Raw genomic sequence first — 16,413 nt, 5'->3', positions numbered from 1 at the left:
TCAGGCCTGCGCCGACGCGCTGGGCGCGGCATTGGATGCCAGCGTCGCCTCGCGCACCAGGTCGGTGGCCTGGCCATCGACGATGTGCACGTTGCGCTGGGCGCGCGCAGCCAGCTCCGGGTCGTGGGTGACCATGACGATGGTGCTGCCGGCGGCGTTGATCTCCTCCAGCAGCTCCATCACGCCGCGGGCCATCTGCGAGTCCAGGTTGCCGGTCGGTTCGTCGGCCAGCAGCAGGCGCGGGCTGCCGGCCAGGGCGCGGGCGATGGCGGCGCGCTGCTGCTGACCGCCGGACAGTTCGGCCGGGTAGTGCTTCATGCGCGAGCCCAGGCCTACGCGCTCCAGCGACTCGGTGATGCGCTGCCTGCGTTCGGCCGCGGCCATGCCGCGGTAGCGCAGCGGCACATCGACGTTGTCGAACAGGTTGAGGTCGGGGATCAGGTTGAAGCTCTGGAAGATGAAACCGATCTTCTGGTTGCGCAGCTTGCTGCGCGCGTTGTCGTTGAGATGGCTCACGTCCTCGCCGTCCAGGCGGTAGGTGCCGGAGGTGAAGGTCTCCAGCAGGCCGGCGATGTTGAGGAAGGTGGTCTTACCCGAGCCGGACGGCCCGGTGACGGCGACGAATTCGCCTTCCTTCACGTGCAGGTCCAGCGAGCGCAGGGCGTGGGTCTGCACCTGCTCGGTGCGGAAGACCTTGGAGACGGCGTGCATTTCGAGCATGGCGGAGTCCTTCTTTGGGAACGAGTGGAGAGGAGAGAGAGGAACGCGTGGTGAAGCGGGGGGCGGAGCAAGGGGGAGGGACCGGGCGAGCGAAGCGAAGCGGCCTGCGCGCGTTCCTCGTTCCTCCCCGTCGTTCCTCTAATGCACCGTCACCCGCGGTGCATCGCCGAACTGGTCGGCGCCGGAGACGACGACGCGGTCGCCTTCCTTCAGGCCGGAGAGGATTTCGGTTTCCGACAGGCTCGACACGCCCAGCTGCACCGGCTGGCGCTGGGCGCTGGAGCCGTCCATGACGTAGGCGTAGCGGCCGCCGGACTGCTCGACGAACGGACCGCGTTCGACCTTGAGCACGTTCTTGCGCGTGTCCAGCAGGATGCGCGCGCTCATGCGCTGGCTCTGGCGCAGGCCCGGCGGCTGCTGGCCGTCGAAGCGCACGCGTGCGGTGACCTCGCCGGCGACGACCTCGGGCGAGACGGCCGAGATCTTGCCGGGGAAGGGTTCGCCGCTGCCGGAGGTCAGCTGCGCCGGCACGCCGATGGCCAGGTCGCGGGCGAAGCTCTCGGGCACCTTGATTTCGACCTCGAACTTGGACAGGTCCACCACCGAGAGGATCGGTGCGTTGATCGCCACGTTGGTGCCCTGGGCGATCTGCACCTGGCCGACCTGGCCGTCGAAGGGCGCGCGCAGGGTGAGCGCGTCGACCTGGCGCTGCAGTTCCTCCACCACCGCCTCCTGGCGCTGGGCCAGCAGCTGCTTGTTGCGCGCATCCAGTTGCGCGGCCTGCTGCTTGAGCGAGGCGTCCTCCTGGGCGTGCTGCAGTTCGATCTCGGTCTTGGTCAGGGTGTCCTGGGCCTTGGCCAGCTCCACCTGCGGCAGCGCGCCGGCATCGAAGGCGCGCTGGTAGCGCTCGACGTCGCGCGCGGCGCCCTGGCGGTCGATCTTGCCCTGGTCCACCAGCTTGCTCGCCTCCGAGCGCGCCTTGGCCACGTCCAGCGTGGCGCGGCTGGCCTCGGCCTGCATGCCGGCCAGGGTGGACTCCTCCTGGGCCAGCTTGCTGCGCAGGGCCGGGCTGTCGATCACCGCCAGCGCGTCGCCCTTCTTGACCACGTCGCCGGCCACCACCTTCAGGCTGACCGTGCCGCCGTCGATGGCGTACAGGGTGGGGCTGTTGGCGGTGATGACGCGGCCGTCGGCGGCCAGGTCGCGCACCAGGTCGCCGCGGGTGACCGTGGCGATGCGCACCCGGCTGGCGTCGAACGAGCGCCCGCCCGCGGCCCAGCCCAGCACCACCCAGACCAGGGCGGCGGCCAGCACCGCCACGCCGCCGCCGATCAGGCCCCAGCGCTTCCAGCGCAGGCCCTTGCCGGTGTCCACCACCACGTCCTGGGCGGCGGTATCGCGGATGCGGAAGGGGTTGTCGGTCTGCTGCATGGACACGGGGCACGCCTGCTGGGAACTGTGCTCCTCCACGCAGGGCGCGTGCCAACTGCAAGTGATTGAAATACAAGGCGTCCACGCCGCGGACAGTGTCCGGGCGGACACTCGGGTTGTCCGGGCGGACAGGGCGTGCCCCTCCCTTTGGCAGGAGGCCGAGGGGCAGGCCTGGGGAGGGGGCTCTCTTCGCGGGGAGCCTGAAGGGGGTCGTCCCTCTCAGCCTGCTCCTTCGCTACGCGAAAGGGAGAAGCGCGCTTCCGTCGCTGTGTCCGTGTGCGTCATTCGGCGCCAGAAGCCGCTCAGGTCCGCCCTGTAAACTGGACGGGCTCTCCCACGGCAGAAAGGCAAAGGATCCACCCATGTGCGGCATCGTCGGCGCGATCGCGGATCGCGATGTGGTCCCTGTCCTGATCGAGGGCCTCAAGCGCCTGGAATACCGCGGCTACGACTCGGCGGGGATCGCCGTGGTCGAGGGTGAGGTCCGCCGCGTGCGGCGCACCGGGCGGGTGGCCGAGATGGAGGCCGCCGCGCGCGCCGAGCACTTCAGCGCCCGGCTGGGCATCGGCCACACCCGCTGGGCCACCCATGGGGGCGTGACCGAGGCCAACGCCCATCCGCACATCAGCCACGGCGCGCTGGCCCTGGTCCACAACGGCATCATCGAGAACCACGAGGCCCAGCGCGAGAAGCTGGCCGCCCTGGGGTACGTGTTCGAATCGCAGACCGACACCGAGGTCATCGCCCACCTCATCCATCACCACCAGCGCCAGGGCCTGGACCTGCTGGCCGCGCTGCAGGCCGCGGTCAAGGAACTCACCGGCGCCTACGCACTGGCCGTGGTGTCGCGCGACGAGCCCGGCCGGCTGGTCGCCGCGCGCATGGGCTGCCCGCTGCTGGTAGGCCTGGGCGAGGGCGAGAACTTCGTCGCCTCCGACGTGTCGGCCATCCTCCAGGCCACGCGCCAGGTGATCTTCCTGGAGGAGGGCGATACCGTCGATGTGACCCGCCAGGGCGTGACGGTGTTCGACGCCGCCGACGCGCCGGTGCAGCGCCAGGTGCACGTCTCGGATGTCTCGCTGGCCTCGCTGGAGCTGGGCCCGTACCGGCACTTCATGCAGAAGGAGATCCACGAGCAGCCGCGCGCGCTGGGCGACACCATCGAGGCCGCGATCGATGCCGGCGGCTTCCCGGCCAGCCTGTTCGGCCCACGCGCCGGCGAGGTGCTGGCCGGCATCACCGGCGTGCAGATCCTGGCCTGCGGCACCAGCTACTACGCCGGCATGACCGCCCGCTACTGGATCGAGGCCATCGCCGGGCTGCCGTGCAGCGTGGAGATCGCCAGCGAGTACCGCTACCGCGCCGCCTATGCGGACCCGCGCCATCTGGTGGTCACCATCTCCCAGTCCGGCGAGACCCTGGACACCATGGAGGCGCTCAAGTACGCCAAGTCGCTGGGCCATACGCACACGCTGTCGATCTGCAACGTGCCCGAGAGCGCCATCCCGCGCGCCAGCGAGCTGGTCTGCTACACCCGCGCCGGCGCCGAGATCGGTGTGGCCTCGACCAAGGCCTTCACCACCCAGCTGGCCGCGCTGTTCCAGCTGGCCGTGGTGCTGGGCCGGCTGCACGGCAAGGTCGGCGACGAGGACGAGGCCCAGTACCTGGAACAGCTGCGCCACCTGCCCGGCAGCGTGCAGCACGCGCTCAACCTGGAGCCGCAGATCGCCGCCTGGGCCGAACGCTTCGCGCGCCGGGACAACGCGCTGTTCCTGGGCCGCGGCCTGAGCTACCCGATCGCGCTGGAAGGCGCGCTCAAGCTCAAGGAGATCTCCTACATCCACGCCGAGGCCTATCCCGCCGGCGAGCTCAAGCACGGCCCGCTGGCGCTGGTGGACGACACCATCCCGGTGGTGTTCATCGCCCCCAACGACCGCCTGCTGGAGAAGGTCAAGTCGAACATGCAGGAAGTGCGCGCCCGCGGCGGCGAGTTGTTCGTGTTCGCCGACCAGGACAGCCACTTCAGCGAGTCCGCGGGCGTGCACGTGATCCGCACCCCGCGCCATACCGGCCTGCTCAGTCCGGTGGTGCACACCATTCCGGTGCAGCTGCTGGCCTATCACACCGCCCTGGCGCGCGGCACCGACGTGGACAAGCCGCGCAATCTGGCCAAGGCCGTGACCGTGGAGTAACGCGCTGGCGGCGCACGCAAACTGTGCGCCGGTTCGCCCGTCCTCACACCCGCGGCTGCGGAAGATGCGAGAGAATCCCGCGCGCCAGACCCCCCTGTCCTGGCGCCCAGCGAAGAGCCATGGCCGAGCAAGAACAGGACTACGAGAGCGAACGCCTGCGGCGCCTGATGGACCTGCGGGCGCTGGACAGCTCGCCCGAGCCGCTGTTCGACGCGCTGACCCGCGCCGCGGCCGAACTGACCGCCTCGCCGGTGGCCCTGATCACCCTGATCGAGCAGGACCGGCAATGGGTCAAGTCCAACCACGGCTTGCCGGGGCTGGAGTCGACCCCGCGCACGACCGCCTTCTGCGACTACGCGATCCGCAGCGACAAGCTGCTGGAGGTGCGCGATGCCCGGCGCGACGTGCGCTTCTCGCGCTTCGAGACCGTGGTCGGCGCGCCGTACGTGCGCTTCTACGCCGGCGCGCCGCTGACCCTGACCAGCGGCCACCGGGTCGGCACGCTATGCGTGTTCGACACCGTGCCGCGTCAACTCGAGCCGTCCCAGCGCACCGCGCTGGAGCAGCTGGCGCGCGCCGCGGCGGCCGCCCTGGAGCTGCGCGCCCAGCTGCTGCGCAGCCAGGAGACGGTGACCCGCAGCGCGCTGGAGCTGTCCACGTCCCTGCAGCGCAGCACCATGCTCGAACGCCGCCTGCGCGACAGCGAGGCGTTCCTTGAGCGCACCGGCCGCGCCGCCGGCGTGGGCGGCTTCGAAGTCAACCTGGATACCGGGCGCGTGCAGTGGTCCGATCAGACCTGCCGCATCCACGACGTGCCGCCGGGCCTCGGGCCGTCCAGCATCGACGAGTCGCTCGCGCTGTATCCCGAACAGGCGCGGCAGACCCTGCGCGCGGCGGTGCGTCGCGCGACCGAGGACCATGGCGTGTGGGACGTGGAGCTGCCGCTGGTCACGCGTGCCGGCCGCCGGATCTGGGTGCGTTCGATCGGCCGGCTGGAAATGATCGATGGCCAGCGCAAGCTGGTCGGCGCCTTCCAGGACGTGACCCTGCGACGCAGGGCCGTGCAGGCGCTGGAGACCAGCGAGCGCCGGTTCCGCAAGCTGTTCGAATCCAGCCTCGGGCTGATCTGCACCCACGACGCCCAGGGCACGATCCTCAGCGCCAACCCGGCCAGCGCACGCTCGCTGGGCATCGAACTGACCGATGTCCTGGGCCATCGCCTGACCGAGCGGATCCGGCCCCAGCGCCAGGCGCAGTTCCACGAATACCTGGAACGGGTGTTCCGCGACGGCAGCGCCTCGGGCACGCTGGAACTGATCGCGCGCGACGGCAGCCTGCGCTACTGGGACTACCACAACGTGGTCGACACCGAAGAGGGCGAGCCCTACGTGCTGGGCTACGCCCAGGACGTCACCGTCCAGATCGCCCAGGCACGCGTGCTGCGCGACCACTCCTTCCGCGACCCGCTGACCGACTGCTTCAACCGGCGCTACCTCTACGAGCTGGAAGCCCGCTGGCAGGACCGCGTGGTCGGCTGCGTGGCGGTCGACCTGGACCACTTCAAGCAGGTCAACGATGCCCACGGCCACCGGCGCGGCGATGCCGTGCTGGTGGCGTTCGCCGAGTTCCTGCGCCGTCATGCCGGCAGCGAGGGCGTGGTGGTGCGGCTGGGCGGCGACGAGTTCGCGGTGCTGCTGCCGGACCAGGATCCGGCCAGCCTGGAGGCCTGGATGGCGCGGGTGCGGGCCGACGGCGACCAGGCGCCGATCGGCTTCTCCAAGGGCGCGGCCATCCGGGCCGTCGGGGTCACGCTCGAGCAGACCCTGGAGCTGGCCGACCAGGCCCTGTACCGCCAGCGCCGCCGGCACCGTGGCCGCTCGGCCGGCATGTCGGCGGATACCTGGTAGACGCTGGCGCGCCGCCAACGACCCGCTGAACGCAGATCGGTGGCGCTGTTCACGCACCGACGAACGCCGGGGCTTTGCCTCGGCGCCGTGCTCAGCCGGCCAGCAGTCCCGCCAGCGCCACCAGCGGCAGCAGCACCGCGCCCGGCTTCACCCAGTGCGGGCGGTAGGGCAGCAGGCCGAAGGTGATGAGCACGCCCGAGAGCGTCATCGCCACCAGCCACAGGATCGGTCCGATGCCCCAGCCGCGCGCGCTGACTGCGCAGGCGAAGGACGCGGTCACCAGCGCCCCCCCCAGCCACGCCCAGCGCCGGCGCACAGCCGCGTGCGCGGCGCCGTGCAGCTCCAGCTGATGCTTCTCCATGCCCAGGCACAGCGCGACCAAGCCGCTGAAGGCCAGCGCGATCGCCAGCAGGCTCATGCTGCGCCGCCTTCGGTGGCCGGGGCCTGCGGCGGCGGCGCCTGACGGCGGCGCTTCTCCGCCGCCGACACCGGCGGCGTCCAGTGCTGCATCCGCCAGCCGCACACCGCCAGCGCCAGGCCGAGCAGGCAGGTCACCAGATCGACGCCCGCCAGCGCCCAGTCGCCCTCGCGCAGGGTCACGCCCAGATGGATGTGGGTGGTTGCCGCGTTGAGCAGCGGGATCAGGGCGAACAGCCCCGCGCCCACGTACAGCAGCCAGGCCCAGGTCTGCCGGCGCGGCCAGACGAAGCCCGCCAGCAGGGCAAGCGCCCAGGCGATGAAGAACACCCGCGCCTCCATGTCCGGCCGCGCCTCCAGCTGCAGCGGCAGCAGCCGGTTGGCCCAGAAGTAGCTGGCGAACGCGATCGGCAGCCCGCCGACCGCGCCGATGTTCAGCGCATCGACCAGGCGCAGGCCGAAGCCGACCTTGCCCGACTTGGCGTGCTTGGTCCGCTCCTTGATGCCCCACAGCACCGCGCCGCTGGCCACCATCAGGCACCCCAGCAGGCCCGAGCAGAACAGCAGCAGGCGCAGCCCGGCATCGGCGAAGCGCGCGATGTGCAGGCCGTACAGCACCCCGCGCGTGTCCGAGGCGCCGCCGGGGCTGGCGCTGCGCGCGATGAGCCGGCCGCTGGCCGCGTCCAGGCGCACGGACGGCGCCTCGTAGGACAGCCGCTGGTCGGTGCGCTGGTAGGCGCTGAAGGTCTGCGCCACATCGCCGGGATGGTCGATGCGGAAGCTGGCCACCGGCGCGCCGCCCAGCGCCAGGCGCGCATCGGCCAGCAGTTCGGCCACCGGCTTGCGCACGCCCGGCCTGCCGGTGGCCGGGCCGGCTTCGGGCAGGTCGCTGAAGGATTCGGTGTAGAAGGCCTGCTCCCCTTCCGGATAGGCCACCTTGATGCCGATCGGCAGGTACATCGCCATCAGCGTGACGATGCCGGTATAGGTGATCACCAGGTGGTAGGGCAGGGCCATCACCGCGCTGACGTTGTGGAAGTCCAGCCACGAACGCTGGCCCTTGCGCGGGCGGAAGGTGAAGAAGTCCTTGAAGATCTTCTTGTGCGTGATCACCCCGGTGATGATTGCCACCAGCATGAACATCGCGCAGAAGCCGACGATGTAGCGCGCCCACAGCACCGGGATCGCGTACAGGTCGAAGTGCAGCCGGTAGAAGAACTCGCCGCCGCGCGTGTCGCGCACCGTCGAGGCCTCGCCGGTGGCCGCATCGACGGTGGCCTGGCCGAAGCGCGCGCGGCGCGCGGCGCGGTCGTTGCCCGCGCCTTCGCCGGCCGGGTTCATCCAGTACATGTCCAGCGCCGGGTTGCGCGCGTCGGGCAGCGTGACGTTCCAGTAGTCGGCGTTCGGCGCCTCGCGCTGCAGGTAGGCCAGTGCGCTGGCCGCGGCCTGTCCGGGCGGCACCAGCGTGCGCGACAGCTCCGGACGCATCCAGCGGCTGATCTCCTCGCGGTAATAGCTGGCCGTGCCGCCCATGAAGATCAGCAGCAGCAACCAGCTCACCAGCAGACCGGTCCAGGTGTGCAGCCAGGCCATCGACTGGCGGAAGCCCTGCTTCATGGCGCGCGACCCGCCGCACCGCGCGCCAGGCGACCGGGTCGCGGGCGACGGTCGTCCTGCCCGTGATTCATGCCCCCGCCTTCATCAGCCAGGTGGTCAGGGCCATCAGCGCGGTCGGGACCAGGATGCCGGCCCAGGCCTTCCAGGCGCTGGCCGCGGCGAACGCCCACAGCGCCGCGCAGGCGCAGACCAGGATGGCCAGCAGCATGCCGGTCAGCACCGCCTGGCTGCGCGCGATCGGCAGCGCCACCGCCAGGAACGCGCCGGTGCTGGCGGCCAGTGCATAGCCGCCGAAGATCGCCGCCAGGCTGCGCGAGAGCACGCCCACCCAGGGGCGACGGAATCCAGATGCGGAAGCGGCGCCGCCGCGCGCGGAGGCCGCGCTCATAGCCGCCCGATCTCAACGGCGTGCAGGCAGGGCGCGCGCGCAGGACAGGGACCGGGTGGCATCGACACGCAGGCAGGGCAAGACATCAGGCATCCCGTTGAGCAGAGGCATGAATCGGCCTGCGCCAGGGCGGCAGGCGGATGGGAGGCTGGCCTGGGGTTCGAGCGGAACAGCGAACACACGACGGGCGTGGCTGATGAGAATTGTTCTCTTTTAGGCCGGCGCCGTCAATGCGCGCCGGTCGCAGGCGCCAGGTCCTTCACGGTCGCCGGCACGCGTGCCCTGACGCGCGCGTCGTCACCGGGTTACAGCGCTACGGCGCGATCGCCGCTGCGCTCACGCCGCCTCTTCGAGGCGCCGGAAGCGCGGCTGGCGCACGCCGTCGATGTCCACCTCGGAAAAGAACATCGCGTGCGGCCGCACCCACAGCCCGCCTTCGCCGTACAGGGCGCGGTAGAGCACCAGCGGCTCGAGCGTCTCGCTGTGGCGCACCGCGCCGAGCACCTCGTAGCGGCCGCCCTTGTAGTGGACGTAGCGGCCCGGCGGCGTGGCGGGCAGGGCGGGCAGGTCGGACATGAGGCGGCTCGCGGTGGGGAAAGGATCAGGATCCGGCGGGCATTGTTCCATGCGGGCCCCGGCGCAGGCGCGTTGCGCGCCTGCCGCAGTGCGGTAAAGTACCGCCCGTGCCCGCCGTGACGACCAAGCGTTCCTCCCTTTCCGCTCGCCGCGCGTGGCGATGGTGGCCTGTTGCCGTCGTCCGTCCCGCCCCCGCGTCCGGTAAGGAATGTCCTCTTGATCACCGCAGAGCAGTTCCAGCAGCACGCTGCTGAAGGCCACACCCGCATCCCCGTCGTCCGTGAAGTGCTGTCCGACCTGGACACGCCGCTCTCGGTCTACCTCAAGCTCGCCGACGGCCCCTATACCTATCTGTTCGAATCGGTCGAGGGCGGCGAACGCTTCGGTCGCTATTCGATCATCGGCCTGCCGGCGCGGCGCGTGTACGCGGTGCGCGGCCATACGCTGGAAACGCGCGACTACGGCGAGCTGGTCGACTCCCGCCATGTCGCCGATCCGCTGGCGGAGGTCGAGGCGCTGCGCGCGGCCCATTCGGTGCCCAGGTTCGAGGGCCTGCCCGGTTTCACCGGCGGGCTGGTGGGCTGGTTCGGCTTCGAGTGCATCGGCTACATCGAACCGCGCCTGGCGGTGGACAAGCCCGACGAACTGAACACCCCCGAGATCCTGCTGATGCTCTCCGAGGAGCTGGCGGTGTTCGACAACCTCAAGGGCCGGCTGTACCTGATCGTCCACGCCGATCCGGCCCAGCCGCAGGCGTGGGCCAGGGCCAACCGCCGCCTGGACGAACTGGCGCACCGCCTGCGCCAGGCCGGCGCCGGCTATCCGCAGACGCAGCTGTCCGATGCGATCGACGAAGGCGATTTCCGCTCCTCGTTCACCCGCGAGGAGTACCACGCCGTGGTCCGCACCGCGCAGGAATACGTGCGCGCCGGCGACATCTTCCAGGTCGTGCCCAGCCAGCGCCTGCGCGTGCCGTTCCGCGCGCGTCCGGTCGACGTGTACCGCGCGCTGCGCGCGCTCAACCCGTCGCCGTACATGTACTTCATCGATGTCGGCGGCACCCAGGTGGTCGGCTCCTCGCCGGAGATCCTGGCGCGCCTGCAGGGCGACACCGTCACCGTGCGTCCGATCGCCGGCACGCGCCGCCGCGGCCACACGCCCGAAGAGGACGCGGCGATGGAGGCCGAGCTGCTGGCCGATCCGAAGGAGCGCGCCGAGCACGTGATGCTGATCGACCTGGGCCGCAATGATGTCGGCCGCGTGGCCGAACCCGGCACGGTGGAGGTGGGCGAGCAGTTCGTGATCGAGCGCTACAGCCACGTCATGCACATCGTCAGCGAGGTCACCGGCAAGCTGAAGCAGGGGCTGAGCTACGCCGACGTGCTGCGCGCGACCTTCCCGGCCGGCACCGTCAGCGGCGCGCCGAAGATCCGCGCGCTGGAAGTCATCGCCGAACTCGAGCCGGTCAAGCGCAACGTCTATTCCGGCGCCGTCGGCTACATCGGCTGGCACGGCGATGCCGACACGGCCATCGCCATCCGCACCGCCGTCATCCAGGACGGCCACCTGTACGTGCAGGCCGGCGGCGGGGTGGTCTACGACTCCGACCCGGACCTGGAGTGGAAGGAAACGATGAACAAGGGCCGCGCCCTGTTCCGCGCGGTCGCGCAGGCCGCCAAGGGGCTGTGATGGACGGTAACGGCATGACCAAACTGGCCTCGTTCCGCAACGACTACAGCGAAGGCGCGCATCCACGGCTGCTGCAGGCGCTGACCCAGGCCAGCGCCGAGCAGAACACCGGCTACGGCCTGGATCGGCACAGCCTGCGCGCGGCCGAATTGATCCGCGCGCGCTGTGGACAGCCGCAGGCGCAGGTGCATTTCCTGGCCGGTGGCACGCAGACCAACCTGCTGGCCATTTCCGCCTTCCTGCGCCCGCACGAAGCCGTGATCGCGGTGGACACCGGCCACGTGGCCACGCACGAAACCGGCGCGATCGAGGCCACCGGCCACAAGGTGCTGGTCGCCCCGCATGTGGAAGGCAAGCTCACCGTGGACGCCGTGCGCGGCCTGCTGGCCGCCAACACCAGCGAGCACATGGTCAAGCCGCGCCTGGTGTATGTCTCGCACACCACCGAGCTGGGCACGCTGTACACCCGCGCCGAGCTGCAGGCGCTGCGAGACCTCTGCGACGAATGCGGCCTGCTGCTGTTCCTGGACGGCGCGCGCCTGGGCTGCGCGCTGGCCGCCGCGGGCGACGACCTGGGCCTGGCCGAGATCGCCGCGCTCACCCACGCCTTCTACATCGGCGGCACCAAGAACGGCGCCCTGCTGGGCGAGGCGCTGGTGGTGGTCGAGCCGGCGCTGCAGGCCGACCTGCGCTACCTGATCAAGCAGCGCGGCGCGATGCTGGCCAAGGGCATGGTCGTGGGCTGCCAGTTCGAGGCGCTGTTCGAGGACGACCTGTTCGTCGAACTTGGCGCCCACGCCAACGCGATGGCCCAGCGCCTGCAGTCGGGCTTGAAGGCGGCCGGCGCCCAGATGCTGATCGACTCGCCGACCAACCAGATCTTCCCGGTGCTGACGCATGCGCAGATCGAAGCGCTGGCCCGCCTCACCGCCTTCGAGCGCTGGTCCCCGTACAGCGACAGCCACGCCGTGATCCGCTTCGTCACTTCCTGGGCCACCCGCACGGAGGCGGTGGAGGCGCTGATCGCCGAAGTGGCGCGCCTGCTGCGATGAACACGCCTGGATCATCCGACAGGCCGTTGGCCGGCCTGTTGCCCCATGCAGGAGCGGTGCGATGAAACGTCGCTGGATACTGCTGGCCCTGTTGTTTCCCGTGGTCGCATCCGCGCAGATCAACAGCCTGCCCGCGCAGCCGCATCTGCTGGTCAAGGGAGAGGCGCATCGCGCGGTCAGCCCGGATCGCTTCGGCGTGGTGGTGACGCTCGAGCGGGTCGATCCGTCGCCTGAGATCGCGCGCGGCAAGGTGCAGGCCGATGCGAGCGGCGTGCTGGCGGCCTTCCATCGCCACCATGCCTTGCCCGGCTCGATCCAGGCGGCCACGATGGAAATCAAGCCAGCGCATGCGTACGAAGCGGGGCGCGAGGTGTTCAAGGGCACGGAAGTCACGCGCAGACTGGCGGTGGCCTTCGGCACGCTGGAAGACACCCGGGCCTTCCTCGGCGAATTGAAGACCAGCGAGTTCCTGCAGCTCTCGGGCATCACGCCCGGCTACCGCGACGAGGCCGCGCTGCGCGCGACCTTGAAGGGCGAAGCGGCCGCGCAATCGCGACAGGCGGCCGAAGGGCTGGCAAAAGCCTACGGCGTCAGATTGTCCGGCCTGTACACCATCTCCGACGTGGCGCCCTCCTTCAGCTACGGCATCCAGGCCGGGACCTGGCGAAGCCCGGAATCGCCGTTCCCGCCGGCACCACCGCCGCCTTCGGCCGACGTCGGCGCGCGGGTGGACCCAACGCTGCGCCCGGCCGACGGCGAATCGCTCGAAGCCGGCACCCTCACCCTTTCCGAAAACGTCTATGCGGTCTTCCTGATCGCGCAGTGAGTACACCGCCATGCTGCTGATGATCGACAACTACGACAGCTTCACCTACAACCTCGTGCAGTACCTGCAGTCGCTGGGCGCCGAGGTGGAGGTGGTGCGCAACGATGCGCTGGACGTGGACCGGATCGCGAAGATGGCGCCGCAGCGGATCGTGATCTCGCCAGGGCCCTGCACGCCCAACGAGGCCGGCGTGTCGCTGGAGGTGATCGAGCGGCTGGGGGCGACCACGCCGATCCTGGGCGTGTGCCTGGGCCATCAGAGCATCGGCCAGGCCTACGGCGGCGATGTCATCCGCGCCGGCCGAATCATGCACGGCAAGGTCTCGCCGATCCGCCACGAAGGCCGCGGCGTCTTCGCCGGCCTGCCGGACCGCTACGAGGCCACGCGCTACCACTCGCTGGTCGTGGACAAGACCACGCTGCCGCCCGCGCTGGAGGTCACCGCCTGGACCGAGAACGAGGACGGCTCGATCGAGGAGATCATGGGCCTGCGCCACCGCGAGTTCCCGGTGGAAGGGGTGCAGTTCCACCCCGAGTCCATCCTGACCCAGCACGGCCACGCGCTGCTGAAGAACTTCCTGGAGCGCAGCGCATGACGATCACCGCGCAGGAGGCCCTGCAGCGCACCATCGAGCATCGCGAGATCTTCTTCGACGAGATGGTCGTGCTGATGCGCCAGGTCATGCGGGGCGAGGTATCGCCGCTGATGACCGCCGCCATCATCACCGGCCTGCGGGTGAAGAAGGAAACCATCGGCGAGATCGCCGGCGCGGCCACGGTCATGCGCGAGTTCTCGCGCGCGGTCGAGGTGGCCGATCGCACGCACATGGTCGATATCGTCGGCACCGGCGGCGATGGTTCGCACACGTTCAACATCTCGACCTGCGCGATGTTCGTCGCCGCCGCGGCCGGCGCCAAGGTCGCCAAGCACGGCAACCGCAGCGTCTCGTCCAAGTCCGGCAGCGCCGACGCGCTGGAGGCGCTGGGGGCCCGCATCGAACTGCAGCCCGAGCAGGTCGCCCAGGCCATCGCCGCCACCGGCATCGGCTTCATGTTCGCGCCCATCCACCACCCGGCGATGAAGGTGGTCGCGCCGGTGCGCAGGGAAATGGGCGTGCGGACCATCTTCAACATCCTGGGGCCGCTGACCAACCCGGCCGGCGCGCCGAACATCCTGATGGGCGTGTTCCACCCCGACCTGGTCGGTATCCAGGCGCGGGTGCTGCAGGAGCTCGGCGCCGAGCGCGCGCTGGTGGTGTGGGGACGCGACGGCATGGACGAGCTCTCGCTCGGTGCCGGCACGCTGGTCGGCGAACTGCGCGACGGCCAGGTGCGCGAGTACGAGCTGCATCCGGAGGACTTCGGCATCGCCATGTCGGCCAGCCGCAACCTCCGGGTGGACGGGCCCGCGCAGTCCATCGCGATGCTGCGCGCCGTGCTGGCCGGCGAGCCCGGTCCGGCGCTGGACATCGTCGCCTACAACGCCGGCGCGGCGCTGTACGTGGCCGGGGTGAGCGACTCGATCGCCGCCGGCATCGACGCCGCGCGCGCCGCCATCGCCGACGGCCGCGCCGCCGACAGGCTGCGCCAGTACGTGGACTTCACCCGCGCGCTGTCGTGAGCGACGCCGCCTTCGCCACGCTGCCCGAGCCGCCGTACTGGTCGGTGGCCTTTTCGTCGCGTCGCAGCGCGGGTGGCGACGCCGCCTACGGCGAAGCGGCTGCGCGCATGGTCGAACTGGCGCGCCAGCAGCCCGGTTTCCTGGGCGTGGAATCGGCGCGCGGCGCCGATGGCTTCGGCATCACCATCTCCTACTGGGACAGCGAAGCCGCCATCGCCGCCTGGCGTGCCCATGCCGAGCATGCCGCGGTGCGTGCCACCGGCCGCCGCGACTGGTACCGCCATTTCGAACTGCGGATCGCGCGGGTCGAGCGCGCCTACGGCGGCCCCTGACCGCCGGGTCAGGCCCGCGACGGACGACAATGCGACAATTCCCCTCCAGCCGCGCCGCATCCGGCATGCACAAGACACCATGAGCGACATCCTCGACACCATCCTGGCCCGCAAGCGCGAGGAAATCGCCGCGCGCAGCGCGCAGGTCCCGCTGGACGATCTGATCGCGCGCGCGCGCGACGCCTCGCCCGTGCGCGGCTTCGCCGATGCGCTGCGCCGGGCCATCGCCGCCGGCGAGCCGGGCGTGATCGCCGAGGTCAAGAAGGCCAGTCCGTCCAAGGGGGTGATCCGCCCCGACTTCGATCCGGCCGAGATCGCGGTGAGCTACGAGTTCGGCGGCGCCAGCTGCCTGTCGGTGCTGACCGATGTGGATTTCTTCCAGGGCGCCGACGCCTACCTGCAGCAGGCGCGCGAGGCCTGCACCCTGCCGGTGCTGCGCAAGGATTTCACCATCGATCCCTACCAGGTGTACGAGGCGCGCGTGCTGGGCGCCGACTGCATCCTGCTGATCGTCGCGGCGCTGGACGACGACCAGCTGGTGTCGCTGGCCGACCTGGCCATGCGCCTGGACATGGACGTGCTGGTCGAGGTGCACGACATCGACGAGCTCGAACGCGCGCTGCAGGTGCCGGCGCCGCTGCTGGGCATCAACAACCGCAACCTGCGCACCTTCGAGGTGTCGCTGCGCAATACCCTGGACATGCGCCACGCCGTGCCGCGCGACCGCATCCTGGTGACCGAGAGCGGCATCGTCACCGCCGACGATGTGGCGACGATGCGCGGGCAGGGCGTGCACGCGTTCCTGGTCGGCGAGACTTTCATGCGCACGCCCGAACCGGGCGAGTCGCTGCGCCAGCTGTTCTTCGCCGCATGAGCGCGCCCGGGCCGCATCCGGCGCCGGCCGCCGACGCGCCGGTGGTGGTGTTCGACTTCGACCACACTCTGTATGACGGCGACTCGGGCAGCCATTTGTTCGCCTGGCTGATCCGGCGCAGCTGGCTGCGCACGGCCGTCGCACTGGCGCTGACTCCGCTGCTGGGGCCGCTGGTGGCGATGCTGCCCACCCGCCGGCGTGGCATTTCCGGCTATGTCTGGATCGCCACCTTCGGCCTGCGCCGCCGCCGCGACCTGGATGCCCTGATCGATCGCTACGTCGAGGCCAACCGCGCGCAGATGCGGGCGCGGCTGCTGCCGGTCGCCCTGGAGGTCTTCGCCGCCCATCGCGCCGCCGGCGACCGGGTGGTGGTGGCCACCGGCGCGCCGCCGGAGCTGGCCCGCGCGATCCTGTCCTTCGTCGCCCACCAGGACGTGCCGGTGATCGGCACCGTGGTCGGGCCCAGGTTCGGTGCCGTGGCCGCCCGCCGCCACTGCCACCACGAAGAGAAGATGCGCATGCTGCGCGAACAGGGCTATGGCGAGATCGCCGTGGCCTACAGCGACAGCAAGGCCGACCTGCCGCTGCTCAAGGCCGCGCGGCGGCCGGTGGTGGTCAATCCCAAGCACAGCGCGGTGGACGTGTTCCGCCGCGTGCTGCCGGCGGGCACGCCGATCCTCAACTGGGGCTGCCAGGACCGCGGCGGCGACGCGACCGGCGCCTGACGCTCGCGGCCCCGTCCGCGCAGCGGCGTTCGTCTCCCGTATCGCCG

16 protein-coding genes are annotated in these 16,413 nt (G+C 70.7%); 10 read left to right on the top strand and 6 right to left on the bottom strand.

Annotated features, from left to right (window positions below; genetic code table 11):
* Positions 1 to 720, bottom strand: coding sequence for an ABC transporter ATP-binding protein (locus LAJ50_RS17350; RefSeq protein ID WP_130550278.1), 720 nt, complete (start codon positions 718 to 720; stop codon positions 1 to 3).
* A gap of 138 nt (positions 721 to 858) precedes the next feature.
* Positions 859 to 2,151, bottom strand: coding sequence for an efflux RND transporter periplasmic adaptor subunit (locus LAJ50_RS17345; RefSeq protein ID WP_138653660.1), 1,293 nt, complete (start codon positions 2,149 to 2,151; stop codon positions 859 to 861).
* A gap of 362 nt (positions 2,152 to 2,513) precedes the next feature.
* Here LAJ50_RS17345 and glmS point away from each other — a divergent pair, with 362 nt between their 5' ends.
* Together glmS and LAJ50_RS17335 are read left to right on the top strand one after the other, a co-directional pair.
* The gene (gene glmS, locus LAJ50_RS17340; RefSeq protein ID WP_138653626.1) at positions 2,514 to 4,343 is read left to right on the top strand and encodes a glutamine--fructose-6-phosphate transaminase (isomerizing); all 1,830 of its coding nucleotides are present in this window, start codon (positions 2,514 to 2,516) and stop codon (positions 4,341 to 4,343) included.
* Positions 4,344 to 4,462: 119 nt separating this feature from the next.
* Positions 4,463 to 6,250: a diguanylate cyclase gene (locus LAJ50_RS17335; RefSeq protein ID WP_138653628.1), complete on the top strand. Its 1,788-nt coding sequence runs from the start codon at positions 4,463 to 4,465 to the stop codon at positions 6,248 to 6,250.
* Positions 6,251 to 6,341: 91 nt separating this feature from the next.
* On the opposite strand, the gene LAJ50_RS17330 is transcribed toward LAJ50_RS17335, so the two are convergent.
* The 4 genes from LAJ50_RS17330 to LAJ50_RS17315 form a co-directional block, all read right to left on the bottom strand.
* Entirely contained in the window at positions 6,342 to 6,668 is a 327-nt protein-coding gene (locus LAJ50_RS17330; protein WP_138653630.1) for a DUF3325 domain-containing protein, read from the bottom strand.
* The gene (locus LAJ50_RS17325; protein WP_138653632.1) at positions 6,665 to 8,284 is read right to left on the bottom strand and encodes a PepSY-associated TM helix domain-containing protein; all 1,620 of its coding nucleotides are present in this window, start codon (positions 8,282 to 8,284) and stop codon (positions 6,665 to 6,667) included. The genes LAJ50_RS17330 and LAJ50_RS17325 overlap by 4 nt, the downstream gene beginning before the upstream one ends.
* A 67-nt stretch (positions 8,285 to 8,351) precedes the next feature.
* Complete coding sequence (locus tag LAJ50_RS17320; protein WP_138653634.1) at positions 8,352 to 8,672, bottom strand: DUF3649 domain-containing protein; 321 nt, start codon at positions 8,670 to 8,672, stop codon at positions 8,352 to 8,354.
* 336 nt (positions 8,673 to 9,008) lie between these two features.
* A complete protein-coding gene (locus LAJ50_RS17315; RefSeq protein ID WP_138653636.1) occupies positions 9,009 to 9,248 on the bottom strand; it encodes a DUF1653 domain-containing protein in 240 nt (79 codons plus the stop codon).
* Between the two features lie 216 nt (positions 9,249 to 9,464).
* Between LAJ50_RS17315 and trpE the strand changes: the two genes are divergently transcribed.
* The 8 genes from trpE to LAJ50_RS17275 all read left to right on the top strand — a co-directional run bounded on the left by trpE (position 9,465) and on the right by LAJ50_RS17275 (position 16,366).
* A complete protein-coding gene (gene trpE, locus LAJ50_RS17310; protein WP_130550271.1) occupies positions 9,465 to 10,937 on the top strand; it encodes an anthranilate synthase component I in 1,473 nt (490 codons plus the stop codon).
* A 14-nt stretch (positions 10,938 to 10,951) separates the two neighbouring features.
* Positions 10,952 to 11,989, top strand: coding sequence for an aminotransferase class I/II-fold pyridoxal phosphate-dependent enzyme (locus tag LAJ50_RS17305; protein WP_224096361.1), 1,038 nt, complete (start codon positions 10,952 to 10,954; stop codon positions 11,987 to 11,989).
* A gap of 61 nt (positions 11,990 to 12,050) precedes the next feature.
* Positions 12,051 to 12,815 carry an SIMPL domain-containing protein gene (locus LAJ50_RS17300; protein WP_138653640.1) on the top strand — a complete coding sequence of 255 codons (765 nt, stop codon included), beginning with the start codon at positions 12,051 to 12,053 and terminating at the stop codon, positions 12,813 to 12,815.
* A gap of 10 nt (positions 12,816 to 12,825) precedes the next feature.
* The gene (locus LAJ50_RS17295) at positions 12,826 to 13,410 is read left to right on the top strand and encodes an aminodeoxychorismate/anthranilate synthase component II (protein ID WP_138653642.1); all 585 of its coding nucleotides are present in this window, start codon (positions 12,826 to 12,828) and stop codon (positions 13,408 to 13,410) included.
* A complete protein-coding gene (gene trpD / locus LAJ50_RS17290) occupies positions 13,407 to 14,435 on the top strand; it encodes an anthranilate phosphoribosyltransferase (RefSeq protein WP_138653644.1) in 1,029 nt (342 codons plus the stop codon). The genes LAJ50_RS17295 and trpD overlap by 4 nt, the downstream gene beginning before the upstream one ends.
* Complete coding sequence (locus LAJ50_RS17285; RefSeq protein ID WP_138653646.1) at positions 14,432 to 14,767, top strand: antibiotic biosynthesis monooxygenase; 336 nt, start codon at positions 14,432 to 14,434, stop codon at positions 14,765 to 14,767. Before trpD ends, LAJ50_RS17285 begins: the two co-directional genes overlap by 4 nt.
* 79 nt (positions 14,768 to 14,846) lie before the next feature.
* Positions 14,847 to 15,641 carry an indole-3-glycerol phosphate synthase TrpC gene (gene trpC / locus LAJ50_RS17280; RefSeq protein ID WP_138653648.1) on the top strand — a complete coding sequence of 265 codons (795 nt, stop codon included), beginning with the start codon at positions 14,847 to 14,849 and terminating at the stop codon, positions 15,639 to 15,641.
* Positions 15,638 to 16,366, top strand: coding sequence for a haloacid dehalogenase-like hydrolase (locus LAJ50_RS17275; RefSeq protein WP_138653650.1), 729 nt, complete (start codon positions 15,638 to 15,640; stop codon positions 16,364 to 16,366). Before trpC ends, LAJ50_RS17275 begins: the two co-directional genes overlap by 4 nt.
* Positions 16,367 to 16,413 lie beyond the last annotated feature (47 nt).

Source organism: Pseudoxanthomonas sp. X-1 (genome assembly GCF_020042665.1).
GTDB classification, from domain to species: domain Bacteria; phylum Pseudomonadota; class Gammaproteobacteria; order Xanthomonadales; family Xanthomonadaceae; genus Pseudoxanthomonas_A; species Pseudoxanthomonas_A spadix_A.
Note: the sequence above shows the minus strand (reverse complement) of the source record. Positions and strands in the feature narration are given on the sequence as shown.